The 14,292-nt window shown below is 59.1% G+C and carries 12 protein-coding genes; 8 read left to right on the top strand and 4 right to left on the bottom strand.

Annotation, left to right across the window (positions count from 1 at the left end):
- The first annotated feature begins 2 nt into the window (after positions 1–2).
- Positions 3–806: an SDR family NAD(P)-dependent oxidoreductase gene (locus tag BLV45_RS22250; protein ID WP_090536591.1), complete on the top strand. Its 804-nt coding sequence runs from the start codon at positions 3–5 to the stop codon at positions 804–806.
- A gap of 42 nt (positions 807–848) precedes the next feature.
- Here the strand turns inward: BLV45_RS22250 and BLV45_RS22245 are convergent, their stop codons facing one another.
- The 3 genes from BLV45_RS22245 to BLV45_RS22235 all read right to left on the bottom strand — a co-directional run bounded on the left by BLV45_RS22245 (position 849) and on the right by BLV45_RS22235 (position 4,398).
- On the bottom strand, positions 849–2,006 hold the full coding sequence (locus tag BLV45_RS22245) for a hybrid-cluster NAD(P)-dependent oxidoreductase (RefSeq protein ID WP_090536815.1): 1,158 nt from the start codon (positions 2,004–2,006) through the stop codon (positions 849–851).
- A 9-nt stretch (positions 2,007–2,015) separates the two neighbouring features.
- A complete protein-coding gene (locus BLV45_RS22240; RefSeq protein ID WP_090536588.1) occupies positions 2,016–3,272 on the bottom strand; it encodes an aromatic ring-hydroxylating oxygenase subunit alpha in 1,257 nt (418 codons plus the stop codon).
- 181 nt (positions 3,273–3,453) lie between these two features.
- Complete coding sequence (locus BLV45_RS22235; RefSeq protein ID WP_090536586.1) at positions 3,454–4,398, bottom strand: LysR substrate-binding domain-containing protein; 945 nt, start codon at positions 4,396–4,398, stop codon at positions 3,454–3,456.
- Positions 4,399–4,812: 414 nt separating this feature from the next.
- On the opposite strand from BLV45_RS22235, the gene BLV45_RS22230 reads away from it, so the two are divergent.
- Both BLV45_RS22230 and BLV45_RS22225 read left to right on the top strand, forming a co-directional pair.
- Complete coding sequence (locus tag BLV45_RS22230; protein ID WP_090536583.1) at positions 4,813–5,664, top strand: N-formylglutamate amidohydrolase; 852 nt, start codon at positions 4,813–4,815, stop codon at positions 5,662–5,664.
- A 71-nt stretch (positions 5,665–5,735) separates the two neighbouring features.
- Positions 5,736–6,737: a LysR family transcriptional regulator gene (locus BLV45_RS22225; RefSeq protein ID WP_090536581.1), complete on the top strand. Its 1,002-nt coding sequence runs from the start codon at positions 5,736–5,738 to the stop codon at positions 6,735–6,737.
- A gap of 17 nt (positions 6,738–6,754) precedes the next feature.
- Here the strand turns inward: BLV45_RS22225 and BLV45_RS22220 are convergent, their stop codons facing one another.
- Complete coding sequence (locus BLV45_RS22220; protein ID WP_090536578.1) at positions 6,755–7,417, bottom strand: TetR family transcriptional regulator C-terminal domain-containing protein; 663 nt, start codon at positions 7,415–7,417, stop codon at positions 6,755–6,757.
- Between the two features lie 837 nt (positions 7,418–8,254).
- Here BLV45_RS22220 and pruA point away from each other — a divergent pair.
- From pruA to BLV45_RS22190, 5 genes are all read left to right on the top strand, one after another.
- A complete protein-coding gene (gene pruA / locus BLV45_RS22210; protein ID WP_090536574.1) occupies positions 8,255–9,865 on the top strand; it encodes an L-glutamate gamma-semialdehyde dehydrogenase in 1,611 nt (536 codons plus the stop codon).
- A 34-nt stretch (positions 9,866–9,899) separates the two neighbouring features.
- Positions 9,900–10,976 (top strand): ABC transporter ATP-binding protein, encoded by a 1,077-nt coding sequence (locus BLV45_RS22205; protein WP_090536572.1) that lies wholly within the window; start codon positions 9,900–9,902, stop codon positions 10,974–10,976.
- 62 nt (positions 10,977–11,038) lie between these two features.
- On the top strand, positions 11,039–12,103 hold the full coding sequence (locus BLV45_RS22200) for an ABC transporter substrate-binding protein (protein WP_090536570.1): 1,065 nt from the start codon (positions 11,039–11,041) through the stop codon (positions 12,101–12,103).
- Between the two features lie 53 nt (positions 12,104–12,156).
- The gene (locus BLV45_RS22195; protein WP_090536812.1) at positions 12,157–13,437 is read left to right on the top strand and encodes an ABC transporter permease; all 1,281 of its coding nucleotides are present in this window, start codon (positions 12,157–12,159) and stop codon (positions 13,435–13,437) included.
- Between the two features lie 4 nt (positions 13,438–13,441).
- Positions 13,442–14,278: an ABC transporter permease gene (locus BLV45_RS22190; RefSeq protein ID WP_090536567.1), complete on the top strand. Its 837-nt coding sequence runs from the start codon at positions 13,442–13,444 to the stop codon at positions 14,276–14,278.
- Positions 14,279–14,292: the final 14 nt, after the last annotated feature.

The following is a 14,292-nucleotide window of genomic DNA, read 5'->3' as shown; positions in this document are numbered from 1 at the left end:
CGATGGAACAGTCGTTGGGTCATCCGCAAAGCGGATCGGTGGTTATTGTTACTGGCGCAGCGGACGGGATCGGATGGGCCGCGGCGCAACGTCTTGCCCGCGATCACGCACACGTGGTGATTGTCGATCTGAACAGGGAATTGGCGCTTGAGCGTGCGCACGAGCTGGGGGAGCCGCACATGGGGTTGGCCGCCGATGTCAGTTCACAGGAGCAGGTGGAGGTGGCAGTGGCATCCGTGCTGGAGCGATTCGGCAGGATCGATGTGCTCGTCAATAACGCCGGTATCGGTGAACAGGCAGGGACGACGTTGACCCAGAACGTGGCATCGTTCGACCGGGTCATCAACGTACATGTGCGAGGCACCTTCCTCGTCAGTCAGGCCGTGGCACGCGGCATGGTTGCCCGCGGAAAGGGTGCCATCGTCAATCTCGGTTCGATTGCCGGACAGGCGGGTATCCCTGCACGCAACGCGTACGGTGCCGCCAAGGCTGGCATCGTGGCCATGACGCGCTCGATGGCATGCGAGTGGGCTCGTCGGGGCGTGCGCGTCAATGCCGTGGCGCCGGGCTATGTGCGTACCGCGCTCGTGGATGACCTGTCGAAGCGAGGGGTGCTCGACCGCGACGCGATCGTTCGCCGCACGCCGATGGGACGGATGGCCGAACCGGAAGAAGTCGCCGAGGCAATCGCCTTTCTGGCTTCTTCCCGCGCCAGCTTTATAACGGGGACGACGCTCAACGTCGATGGCGGATGGCTTGCACTGGGTGCGCCTGGCGAGACGCTGTTGACGGAAGACGCCGACTGAAGCGGAAGACAGGCACATATCCGGATATTTGAGGCCGCCTGGCTAAAGATCCAGCACAAGATCCGATCTGGCGCGGCTGCAGCATAGCAGCCGTAGTCCCTTGTCGATTTCCCGCTGACGTATGCCGCCGTTGTGCTGCATATCGACATCACCCTCGAGAACAGCGGTTTTACAGGTTCCACAAAGACCCTGTCCGCAGGAAGACGGAACGGGCACGCCAGCCTTGCGAGCCGCGGCGAGCACGGTCTCGGTATCGTTCATCGTGAACGTTTTCCCGGAGCGGGCGAGCCGGATGCTGAACGACTGTCGGCCATCGGAGGTTGCGTTGCACGGCAAAACAGGAGCGACAGCAACGCCGCCTTCGGCACGACTGGCGCCGATGTCGAAGCTTTCCTGGTGATACCGTGCCGGGTCGTGACCGCCTTCACGCAGGATTTCTTTTGCCGACTGCATGTAACCCGCGGGGCCGCACGTGAATGCTTCCCGCTCCCGGAAGTCGGGTACTGAACGCTCCAGTAGTTCCAGCGACAATCTGCCGACAGGGCCGCTCCAGTCGCGTTCCAGGCCGACACCTTCGCATATATGGACGACCCTGAGCCGGTCCGCGGACGCGCCAAGCTGAGCCAGCTCGTTTCGAAAGATGATGTCCGCAGGTGTTCTCGCGCTGTGCAGGAACACGATGTCACGGTTGAGTCCGAGGTCATGACCCGCGCGCGTCATCGACATCAGTGGTGTCACGCCTGAACCGGCGGAAAGGTAGAGCAGCTTCCTTGCAGGATGAGATGAAGGCGTGAACACGCCTGAAGGTCCGTAGGCCTGCAACGTGCCGCCCGGCCACAGATTGTCGTGCAGCCAGTTCGATACGACACCGCCGGGTACGCGCTTGACCGAGATGGACAGGGTGTACGGGCGTGTCGGGGGCGAGGATATCGTGTAGCAGCGTGACAGCGCCTGACCGCCGACGTCGACCGATATCGTAATGAATTGCCCCGGCTCGAAGCTGAACGGAACGCCGTCATTCGCACAGAGAACGAACGTTTTGACGTCGAGTGTTTCGTCAATGGTGCGACAACACACCAGCCGCCTCTTCTCGGCGCTGGTCCATTGACCGCCGGCGCGCTCCCAGACGGCGCTATCGGTCAACCTGTCTTCAAGCGCGTCCGGCAGGGTAGCGTCGGCGTACGTGTCTGGAAAATTCATGGCAGTCACTTAAACTCCGTGCGCACCCAACCGGGCTGCGTACCATTGGGCAAACAGTTCCACATAGGTCTCTGTAAAAGGAGAGAACGGACCGGGCTCATAGGCCGGATCCTGTGTCCCACGATAGTTGGTTGCAACCAGGCTTGCGTCCTGGGCGTTCGTTGCAACCCAGACTTCAGTCAACGCGTTCAGGTCGTAATCGACTCCCTCCACTGCATCTTCGTGGACCAGCCATTTGGTACGCACGAGCGTCTTGTCCGGTGCCAGCGGGACAATGTAGGAGACGACCGCATGGTCGCTCATCACATGCGTCCACGAATTGTGGGTCCACATATGCACGTCGCCGAGGTCACGGCGCTGTAATTCACCGAGGAGCTTCCTGCTTGCTACCCTGGTGTCCATCGTTTGCGATTCGCCGTTTCCGGCGATAACCAGGCGCTGCGTCCGGAAGCTGGTGGCGGCATCGGGGTCGAGCCGTTCGAACGCGTTGCAGATCAATCCATCCTTTTCCCAACTGGAGACGCTCGCGGCGTTGCGTGCGTGGTACGCGTCGAGTGCGCGCTGGGATTCCTCGCTCAAACCCTGCGGGCAGAATCCGAAATCTTCAGGAAGGAAGGACGCTGTCAGCTCCGGATGGGTCGCACCGCAGTGATAGCACTCCCGGTTGTTCTCGATCACGAGCTTCCAGTTGCCGTTCTCGATGATTTCGGCCTCGTGTGCGATTCTGGTTCGTGTCAGGTCATACGGTGCGAACCTGGGAGCCATCGTTTGTTCGAGGATATCCATGTCGGCGGGCGCGTCATCCGACAGGCACACGAAGATATGGGTGCCGACAATACGTGTCTTCACGGGGATAAGGCCGCGGCACGAGCGGTCGAAATCAACGCCCATGTGGGTCGTGTGTTTCAGGCTGCCGTCGAGGTCGTAGGTCCACTGGTGATAAGGGCAAACGAGCATGCCGACCGTGGATTTTCCAGCGTCTTTCAGTCGGGCTCCGCGATGCCGGCACACGTTTCGCCAGGCACGAATGTTTTCATCGTCGTCGCGCACGATCAGAATCGATGCCTTGCCGATGTCGACGGTAGACACATCGCCGGGTTCTGGAACATCAGCGGTGACGCCGGCGAGAATCCAGTGCTTGTGAAAGAACACGTCGACGTCTGTCTCGAACACGTCCTGCCGCCCGAACAGTTCTCCCGGCATGCCATGGCCAGGTGTGCGACCGCGCGCGAGTTCACTGTGAGTTTTAAGATTTGCCACAGACATCGATTGCCCCTTACCTGGATTGACAGTCGTGATGCCACCGCATCAACGTTATGAATCCAGTATTGAATCGACGATATTGGCCGTCAATGCGCTTTATTCTTGCTCTGACATTACTTTAAGTTATGCGAGAACTGCCAGCTTGCTTCAGGGCCTTGATTGACGCAGCAAGGCGTTGGGCAATTCATTCATCCTGGTGCGAGGAGACCGCGACATCGCCGCGCAGCCATTCAATCACGCGATTCGTAGTGGGTGTAATCGCGCGACCGTGAGGGATAACGACGAAATACGAATCGCTGACCTTGACCGTCGCCTCCGTGAGGCGCACAAGCGTTCCCGATTCGAGGTGGCGGGTCAACAGTCTGTGCCAGCCCAGTGCAACACCTTGCCCATGCAGCGCAGCTTGAATCGTGTCCGTGTACAGGCTGCAGCGTAGCGCGTACTGTAACCGTGGTGGTCGTAAGCCGACGGCTTCAAACCAGGTCTCCCAACCCATCCACCCTTCAGACGTCGAGTCAGAATCGATCAACTGTGTCTTTGCGAGTTCCGCGAGAGAGTGCGGCGACCCGTTCTCCTGCAACCAGGCCGGTGAGCATACCGGAAACACTTCTTCGTCAAACAGCAATGATGACGTTCCGTCGCGCCACTTACCGTTGCCGAACCGGACTGCTATGTCCACTTCGTTGTGGCGCAGGTCGGCGGTGAACATCTGAGTCGTCAAACGAAGCTTCAATTGTGGTTGAAGACGTTTCAGCTCGGGCAACCTGGGTAGCACCCAGAACTGGGAGAAGGCCGCCGTGGTGGCAAGGACCAGTTCCTGTTGCTCGCTTCCGTCCGCCAGCCGGTCGAAGACTCCCGCAATTCTCTGCATGGACTCCGCAACCACGAGATATAGCGCTTCGCCCTCGCGCGTGAGCTTGATTGACCGATGCAGGCGATGGAAAAGGTGAACGCCCAGGGATTCCTCGAGGAGCCGGACCTGCCTGCTCACGGCCGCTTGCGTGACCCCGAGCTCGTTGGCTGCCAACGTGAAACTGCTCAAGCGGGCGACAGCTTCAAATTCAACAAGGGCGGTCAACGACGGTATAAGTCGCCGATATCCCTTTGCTCCCTGAGTGGCCGATTTCATTGTCTGGTTGTGAAGATGGCTTGCAAGAAAAACGGTCACGCATGCACCGCTGCCCGTGATGATATTCGAGAATGGCCGGCTGACGGCGAGCCATCGCAACGGGAATTGAAGCCGACCGGAGTGCGCTGCAACATGACGGCATGCCGCTCCAAAGGTCAGGTAAGAGACAACGGTCTCTCATGGTCGTCGTGAATGGGGCGCGGCCTTAAGCTGTCGGGCCACAGAATAAGGCTTTTCGCCACGCCACAGCGTCTGCACTTCTTAAGCGCCACTTATGGACAGGTAAACCCGGGCTTACGAAAGGCAGCCCGGAATCCTGTTCAGGTACCGTGAGCGACATCGAATGACGTCCAGATGCGCCAGCTCGAATAACGCGCATCCGCTGCGCGTGGATGCGAACCTGAGGGTACTAACATGCAGAACCTGCCTTACGGCCAGATTTCTCAAGGGGACGCTCCAGTGCTGGTCGTGACACCACACACCGGAACGTCCGTACCGGCTGGGTTGCGCGTCAATCCTGCCTGGTTGGCCGTCGAGGGTCGTCTGGCGGACCCTTTCGGCGCAATTTTGCGGACGGCCGCCTTGAAGAGGGACATGACGTGCATTTCTGCTCTGTATCATCCGTGTGTCATCGACCTCAACGTCGCGCCCGATAGCCGGCCGCTTTCGTCAAGGCTCAATCACGTCGGACTGTGCAGGACGCACACGTCCCGCGGAGAGGCGTTATACCCGGAGGGGCAGGAACCCTCCGAAGCCGACGTAAACGCCCGCGTGGAAGAGTGCTGGAAGCCGTTTCACGCGGCGCTCCTAAAGGAACTGCTGCGGCTGCGTAGCCTGCACGACAATGTTCTGCTCCTCGTCTCGCATGCCAGCTCGTGGTTGTCGCCCTATCGGGAACAACCGGGTGCTGCAGAATGTAATATAGGCACTAACCGCGGTGCGGCTTGCGACAGACGCCTCGTAGCCGCAATCACGAAATCGGTGCAGGAATCCAGCCGGTCCTGGGTGGTCAACGGAAAGCTCGTGGACGCGTTTGCCGCCCAGCATTACGGCATGCCTCTGAACGGGGTGCATGCGATCGAGGTCGAGGTGGCTGGCCGCTGGCGCCTCGACTGCGAGCCGCGAGATGCTGCTTTCCCGGGAGGTGGAGCGAACGAGGATGCTGCGCCGGGCAACGTGCTGGATGCGCTCGATGCGGTCCTGAGGACGATGTCCAGGAACGGAGAGCACGCTCACTTCGGTTCCGGGCCCGAGGGGCGCCAATAAAAATGCGTCCGGGAGATTGAACGCCCCGGGCGGCCGACTAACGAGATTTCGCTGCCACTTCGCCGCCGACCATGAAAGAGAGCGCACCCGAACAGTATCCCGACTGGGACTTGCTTGCCAGCTGGGTGGCAGTGGTGGAGGCCGGTTCCATTTCGGACGCGGCAAGCCGGCTCTCCATTTCCCAGGCCGGGGTGTCCCAGCGCATCAAGGCGCTGGAGACAATTCTCGACACCACGCTTCTGGACCGTGCGACGCGACCGGCACGACCTACCGCGGCGGGTCAGCGGCTCTTTGAGCACGCAACTGTCCTGTTGCAGGGCGCGGACCAGATGGTCGAGAGCGTACGCAACGTGACCCGGGCAAAGCGCGTTGTTGTCCGGTTAGGCTGCGTCGATTCATTTGCGGCGACGATCGGCCCGATCATCATCAAGGCGCTGACCGGTACGTCGCATCAGATTCGCCTGTGGTCCGGCATCACCCCGACGCTCGACGGTCAGCTCGAGGCTCGCCAGCTCGACATGGCGGTCACGACGACCGGGCTCGCACAAGCGCCCGGTATCCGTCGACAGAAGCTCTTCTCCGAGCCTTACTTTGTCGTCTTGCCAAAGAGCTTTGAGGTCGATCATTTCTCGACGCTTGCGGACCTGAGCCGGCATCTTCAGTTCATTCGATACAGTGCCCGTTCTGTCATCGGCCAGCATGTCGATGCCTATCTGGCCGCGAACGCGGAGAACGTCGAACGCACATGTGAATTCGACGCGACTGACCCGATGCTCAGCCTTGTAGCGGCTGGCCTTGGGTTTGCAATCACCACGCCGCTGTGTGTCTGGCAGTCGCGGCACTATGTGCCGGATTTGCGCGTCGTGCCGCTGTCGGCATTCTCGCGGCACGGCCGCGCCAACACAGCGCTCAGCCGTTCGTTCTTTCTCGCGTTCAGGGAAAACGAACTGGGTCATCTTCCCGCGGACTTATACGACCTGCTTCGACGGGCCTATGAGCGCCAGGTGTCGCGTGACATCGCCAGCGCGCTGTCGCTAAAGCCCGAAGATGTCTGTCTGCCGGAAGAGGTGTAGCGCCTCAAACCGCTGCGCTATTGCGTCTGTCTAGAAGGCTGGCTCATATTCAACTTCCAGATCTGGCCGGTGGCGCTGTCAATCACGCCATGAAACACACCGAGCGCCTCGTCGATGGAAATTGCGCCAGCAACGCGGTACTCGATCCAGAGGCCGTGAACCAGTGCCATTGCCTGGATAGCATGGATATTCGCGATTGCTGGCGCACATCCGGCCTGCCGCAAGTCATGCGTGAAGTTCGAGCGAAGGCGCCGTGAAAAGGCCGCGCAAAGGCGCTGTACTTCCTGGTTGTGGGAGGATGAACTCCACATGTGCGGCCAGACATTCGCCACGCCTGGGCTCATCACGTCGTCGCTAAAGCACATGTCCGCGGTGAATTTCATGCGTTCAACCGGATCGGTAATCCCGCGTCTTCCAGCAGTGAGCTGCTCCCGCGTTCGCCGGATGAGATACACGAACGTCTTGTAGACGAGGCTGTCCTTGTTTGCGAAGTGATGATGCACGAGCCCTACCGACACGCCGGCGTGCTCACTGACCTTGCGGATGGTCAGGTTTTCGAGCCCAACCTGTCCCACAACCTCCAGCGTCGAATCGATGAGTTTGAGCGGCATCCCCTCGTATTGAGCTGAGTCTTCCTTTCGGAGATCGCTCCCTGCGGTCTTTGTCTTGACGCCCTGCATGCTCTGTCCAATCCCTCGTTTGTTCACCGGCCTGATGGCATAGGTTAAAGCATAAGCGAGCAAAACACTGAACGAATGTTCATTTTGTGCAATGAATTTTTATCGGTGTTTACCCTTTAATCCATATTTTCATCACTAAAAAGCACCGCAATCGATGCGGAAAGTATTTTTGACGCGCCGTGGTTCGGCTATATAGTGACAGCCATGAAAATTATGTTGAACATGTGTTCAGTACTATTGTCGTGTCCAGTCCCTCGATGGGCGACGGTGTTTCTAACGGGAAGGGCATAGAGAACAGCGTCTGCCTGGCCATCGAGGAAGCCCATAACCAGCGCTTCAAGCCGGTCGGTCAGGCCATACGCTTCGAACCCGATCCGGTGCACGACCAGGGAGACCCACACATTGGCCTTTAATGCGCACCACGCAATACACGGAGATGACAGGGGACATCTCCTTCAACCCACAGGGTGACCTGAAAAATCCGACGTCAACGCTTGACCAGCTACAGGGTGCGAAGTGAGCGCCTGTTGCCACGGTCGGCGTTCATTGAAGTCCTGATCCATCGTGGGTTCAAGTGTGAGCGAGCATCGGCGTGCACGGTGTTGAGGCTCGCTGCGGTGAGATTGTGTGTGCTCCCTGATGTTTGCATAACCGCATCAGATTCAATTCATAACGGAGGGTTTATTAGGAACCTCTTCTTTTGGCAGCGACTACTCTCGGAGCGTGATTTCTCTTCGCAGCAAGTTGGCCGCAAAGGCCCGCCCGATAAGGGTTAACCCAACAGCAGGTGCCAGGTTTGCTTGCGGTTTACTGGTTGGATTTCATTAAGGAGCAGGCGTGATTTCAGGTCCTCAATTCCCGTTGCCGGCAAACGAGCCGGAAGTGCATTTCGGCCGTGGAACCCCGGCAGCCAGCGAGCTGGTCAAGGCACTCGAACAACGCGACGTCGTTGAAATCCCGACTGTCATCGGTGGCAAGCGCTATTTCTCGAACGACGTCGTGGAAGTGCGCGCACCGCATGACCACCAACGGTTGCTCGCCCGCATTCACCGTCCGTCTGACGCTCAAATCAACGAAGCCATCGCCAGCTCGAAGACGGTTGCGCGTGACTGGGCAAATCTGACGCACGCAAGTCGCGCCACCATTTTTCATCGGGCAGCGGAAATCGTCGCGACACGCTCGCGCATAAGGATTAACGCCGCAACGATGCTGGGTCAGAGCAAGACGGTTGACCAGGCCGAGCCGGATAGCGCCTGTGAACTCATCGACTTTCTGCGTTTCAACGCCTACAACGCGCAGCGCGTGTATGCGGAGCAGCCGATCTCGGTTTCGACCGCCGTGAACCGCACCGACTGGCGTTCGCTGGAAGGCTTCGTGTATGCCGTCTCGCCGTTCAACTTCACGGCTATTGGCGCCAACCTGACGACCGCGCCCGCGATCATGGGTAATACGGTTCTCTGGAAGCCGTCCGAGAAATCGGCGCTGGCTAACTACATCTTCTTCGAGGCACTCGAGGAAGCGGGTCTGCCGCCGGGCGTCATCAACTTCGTACCGGGTGACGCTGAGCTGACCACACGCCTCGCGCTGTCGTCACGCGACCTCGCGGGTATCCACTTCACCGGTTCGTCTGCCGTGTTCCAGTCTCTGTGGAAGGGCGTCGCGTCGAAGGTTGATTCGTTCCGGACGATTCCGCGTCTCGTCGGGGAGACGGGGGGCAAGGACTTCGTGTTGGCCCACGCTTCTGCGAACGCTTCGGAAGTCGCAATCGCACTGATTCGCGGCGCGTTTGAATATCAAGGCCAGAAGTGCAGCGCGGCATCGCGCGCGTATATCCCGAGAAGCCTGTGGGGTTCGGTCGAACAGGAATTGCGTGACCGTCTCGCGCAACTGAAGGTGGGTGACGTAGCCGATTTCAGCACGTTCATGGGTGCCGTGATTTCGCAGGCTTCGCATCAAAAACTCAGTCGTGTCCTGTCGGCCGCCAGGGAAGACTCAGCGGTTAAGGTCGTCTCCGGTGGCAAGACGTGGTCCGACCCAGGCTACTTCGTCGAGCCGACTGTGCTTCAGGTTTCGAATCCGAGGCATGCACTGATGACCGAGGAGCTCTTCGGCCCGGTGCTGTCGGTGTTCGTGTACGAAGACAACGCGTGGCCGGAAACGCTTGAGCTCATCGATGCAACGAGCCCCTATGCGCTGACCGGTTCGATTTTTTGCACGGACCGTTTCGCGCTGCACCAGGCAGAAGACGCACTCGTCAATGCGGCCGGCAACCTGTACCTGAACGACAAGCCGACCGGCGCGATGATTGGCCAGCAGCCTTTTGGCGGTGGCCGGGCAAGCGGTACCAACGACAAGGCGGGCTCGCATCTGAACCTGCTCCGCTGGGTGTCGCCGCGAGTCGTTAAAGAAACGTACATGCCGCCGCGCAGCTGGCAGTTCGGCGCGTAAGCGTGTTTCACGGCTTTTTCTGAGGGAAATTTCGATGTCGACCATAGTCTCTTTCAAAAACGTCCAGAAGACCTACGACGGCGAAACGCTCGTCGTGAAGAATCTCAATCTCGAGATTCGAAAGGGTGAGTTTCTGACGATGCTTGGACCGTCGGGGTCCGGCAAGACGACCTGTCTGATGATGCTGGCCGGCTTCGAAACTGCCACTCACGGCGAGATTCTTCTTCAGGGGAAGCCGATAAACCGCATTCCGCCGGAGCGTCGCAACATCGGCATGGTGTTCCAGAGCTACGCGCTTTTTCCGCACAAGTCAGTCGCCGAGAATCTGGCTTTTCCGCTCAAGGTGCGGAAGGTGCCGAAGGACGAAATCGCCCGGAAAGTGACGCAGGCGCTGAACATGGTGAACATGGAAAAGTTCGCCAGCCGGATGCCCGCGCAGCTCTCCGGTGGTCAGCAACAACGTGTCGCGGTTGCACGGGCGCTCGTGTTCGAACCGGCGCTCGTCTTGATGGACGAGCCGCTCGGGGCTCTCGACAAGCAACTGCGTGAGCAGATGCAATACGAGATCAAGCAGATTCACGAGCAAAGCGGCTTGACAGTGGTCTACGTGACCCACGACCAGAGCGAGGCGATGACGATGTCGGATCGCATCGCCGTGTTTAACAACGGGATCATCCAGCAACTGGCGTCGCCGTCGGAGCTTTACGAGAAACCTGAGAACGCTTTCGTGGCCCGCTTCATCGGGGAAAGCAACGAACTCAAGGGTGTCGTGGCGTCCGTTGACCGTGAACTGTGTACCGTCAAGCTCGACGGAGGGCACAGCATCAAGGCAAGCGCTGGCGTTGCCGTTTCTGCGACTGGCGGCGCGAGCGTTTCGCTAAGACCCGAACGAATTGCTGTTGGGGAGCGGGCTCGCTCCTGTGACAACGTCTTCCAGGGTGGCGTCAAAGACCTGATTTATTACGGCGACCATCTCCGTGTAGTGATGCAGGTATGCGGGCGTAACGACTTCATTGTCAAGCTACCCAATGATGGCGCTGCACGCCAGTTGCGTATCGGCGACTCGGTCGACGTCGGCTGGATGGCCGACGCCTGCCGGGCATTGCAGTAAATGACTGGCAGTCGCCGCCGGGTTAATCCGTGAGTCTCTCTTAAAACAATGGAGTCGATGAAATGAAGTACAACGCGCTGTTAATAACGCTTCTCGCATCATGTTGTATCGGGACGACCGCATCTGCTGCACAGGTTACTTTCGTCTCGTGGGGCGGGGCATGGCAGGACGCACAGGAGTCGACCGCCGCGAAGCCGTTCGCTGCGCAGTCCGGCGTTCAGCTCAAGACCGACACCTACAACGGCGGCATCGCACAGGTGCGCAGCCAGGTGCAAACGAATAACGTGACGTGGGACGTTGTTGACATGCAGCTGGCGGATTCCATCCGGGCGTGCGACGAAGGCCTGCTTGAAAAGGTGAACCCCGCCAGCCTTGCTCCGGCAAAGGACGGGACACCTGCAAAGAACGACTTCGTTCCTAGAGCGCTGTCGGACTGCCTCGTAGGCAGCATCGCCTGGTCGACGCTCATCACCTATAACAAGGACAAGTTCAAGGGACACGAGCCCGCGAAGATTGCCGATTTCTTCGACCTGAAGAATTTCCCGGGCAAACGCGGCCTGCGCAAGTCACCTGAAGGCGCGCTGGAATGGGCGCTCCTTGCCGACGGCGTTCCTCCGGCAGACGTTTATAAAACGCTCAGAACTCCGGCGGGACTGAATCGCGCATTCAAGAAGCTCGACACGATCAAGTCATCGATCGTCTGGTGGGAAACAGGCGCGCAACCGGCGCAGCTTCTCGCGGACGGTGAGGTGACGATGTGCAGCGCCTATAACGGCCGGATCTATAGCGCGATGATTACCGACAAGAAGCCGTTTGGATTTATCTGGGACGGCCAGATCAAGAACATCGAAGGCTACGTCATCGTAAAGGGTTCCAGGAACCTCAAGGCGGCACAGGAGCTCGTCCGTTACGCCACTCAGGCCGATGTTCTCGCAAAGCTCGCACCGCTAACCGCCTATGGCCCGGCGCGAAAGTCGTCGATTCCCATGGTCGATGCGAAGGTGGCGCCTTACCTTCCGACTGCACCTGGCAATCAGAAGGGCGCAATTGATGTTGACACGGCTTTCTGGGCAGATCACTCAGACGACCTGAATCAGAAGTTCGCCGTCTGGCTCGGCCAGAATTAACTGATTGGCGTGGCAATAACGAGGAGCGCGCGGTAGCGGCCGCTGGAACCATGATGATTATGCCTAGTGACTTTGCGGTCCCTGCAAACGGGAACGAACAAGTAGCAATTGCTGATTCGAAAAGCCTGAAGGCGAAGCTTCGCAGTTCGGAGCGCGCCGAGCGAATCAAGGCGATGCTGCTGATTTTTCCGCTGCTCGCGTTTCTCCTCGTCACATTTCTCGTGCCCATCGGCAGTCTGCTGATGAAAAGTTTCCGGGACCCGACCATTTCGCAGGAGTTGCCGCACGCGGCCGCGCTGCTGCGCGAATGGGATCCTTCATCGGGCAAGCTCCCTGGTGAGCCGGTATTCAACGCGTTTGGCCAGGACCTGCTGGCGGCAAAGAGCAACGAAGGGGTGAGCCGGGTCGCCTCCCGGCTCAATTACGATGAGGCCGGCATGCGAAGCCTCGTCATGAAAACTGCCCGACACCTGGGTGAGAGCGAGTCGGGCACATGGCACGAGCGTCTGACGGCGATCGACTCACGGTGGGACGATGTCGGTACCTGGTCAACGATGAAATATGCTTCGTCGACGTGGACGCTCGGTTACTACCTGAAGGCTTTCGATTTTAAACACGATAGCAGCGGCGCCGTCGTGCGTCAGCCCAAAAGCGAGCGCCTCTATGTCAGCGTGTTTGTACGCACCGCATGGGTGAGCCTGTCCGTGAGCGCGCTGTGCCTGCTGTTTGGATATCCGGTCGCGTACTTTCTTGCGAACATCCCGGCGCGCTACAGCAACATCTTCATGATCATGGTGCTCCTGCCGTTCTGGACGTCGATTCTTGTGCGCACAACCGCATGGGTGGTCGTGTTGCAGACGAACGGTGTCCTGAACGACCTGTTCATACGCCTGGGGCTGACAAAGACAGGATTCGCCCTTATTTACAACCGCTATGGCGTGCTCATCGCGATGACGCACATCCTTCTTCCGTACGCGATCCTGTCGCTCTACAGCGTGATGAAAGGTGTGCCGAACATTTATGTGAAGGCGGCCAGATCACTGGGGGCAGGCCCGATTCGTTCTTTCTTTCAGGCGTATTTCCCGCAGACGCTACCCGGCGTTGGCGCGGCCGGGATGCTCACGTTCATCCTTGCCGTTGGCTACTACATCACACCTGCCATCGTCGGCGGCGCGGATGACCAACTGGCGAGTTATTACATCGCGAATCACGTGAACAACACATTGAACTGGGGACTCGCAAGCGCACTGGCGTCCATTCTGCTTGTCGGCGTGCTTGTTGTTTATGCAATTTTTGTGCGGATGACCGGTGGCGCCGGCGTCAAACTGGGGTGATGACATGTTCAACTTTCCAGCCTATGTGACAGTATGGGGCCGGGTCGGAAGACTTGCCCACGTGGGGCTTTCACTTGCGGTGCTGCTGTTTCTGATTTCGCCGGTACTGGTTGTGATGCCGCTGTCGTTCAACTCACAGCCTTATTTCACCTATCCGCTTCCTGGCGTAAGCCTGCGGTGGTACCACGACTTCATCAACAGCCCGGAGTGGATGCTTGCGCTCAAGAACACGATGATCGTCGGCGTGGCGTCGACACTCCTTGCAACCGTTCTTGGCGTGACCGCGTCGCTGGGTCTGATGCATCCGCGACTCAAGGGAAAGGCGCTGATTACGGGTGTCCTGGTGTCGCCGATGATCGTGCCTGTCATCATCACCGCAGTCGGCGTCTACTTTGCGTTCAGCCCGTTCGGACTCACCAACAGTCTGACGGGTCTGACGCTCGCGCATGCGGCGCTCGGCGTTCCGTTTGTCGTGGTGACGGTGACCGCGACGCTTGCCGGATTCAACGAGACCCTGACGCGGGCGGGCAGAAGCATGGGGGCCTCTCCCGTGCGAGTCTTCCTTCAGATCAAGTTGCCCATTATCGCCCCGGGTGTCATTTCGGGCGCCCTGTTCGCGTTCGCGACATCGTTCGATGAAATTGTCGTCGCGCTGTTTCTCACGGGCACCGATCAACGCACCGTGCCACGGCAAATGTGGTCCGGCATCAGAGAGCAGTTGAGCCCGACTATCCTGGCCGTCGCCACTGTTCTGGTTGTCATCTCAACATTGTTGCTCCTGACGCTAGAAATGCTGCGTCGTAGAACTGAACGGCTGCGTGGAAGTGCACGCGCAATCTAGCTGCAGGCTATAGC

This window comes from Paraburkholderia sartisoli (assembly GCF_900107685.1).
GTDB lineage: Bacteria > Pseudomonadota > Gammaproteobacteria > Burkholderiales > Burkholderiaceae > Paraburkholderia > Paraburkholderia sartisoli.
The sequence above is the reverse complement of the archived record's forward strand: the minus strand, read 5'-3'. Positions and strand labels throughout refer to the sequence as shown.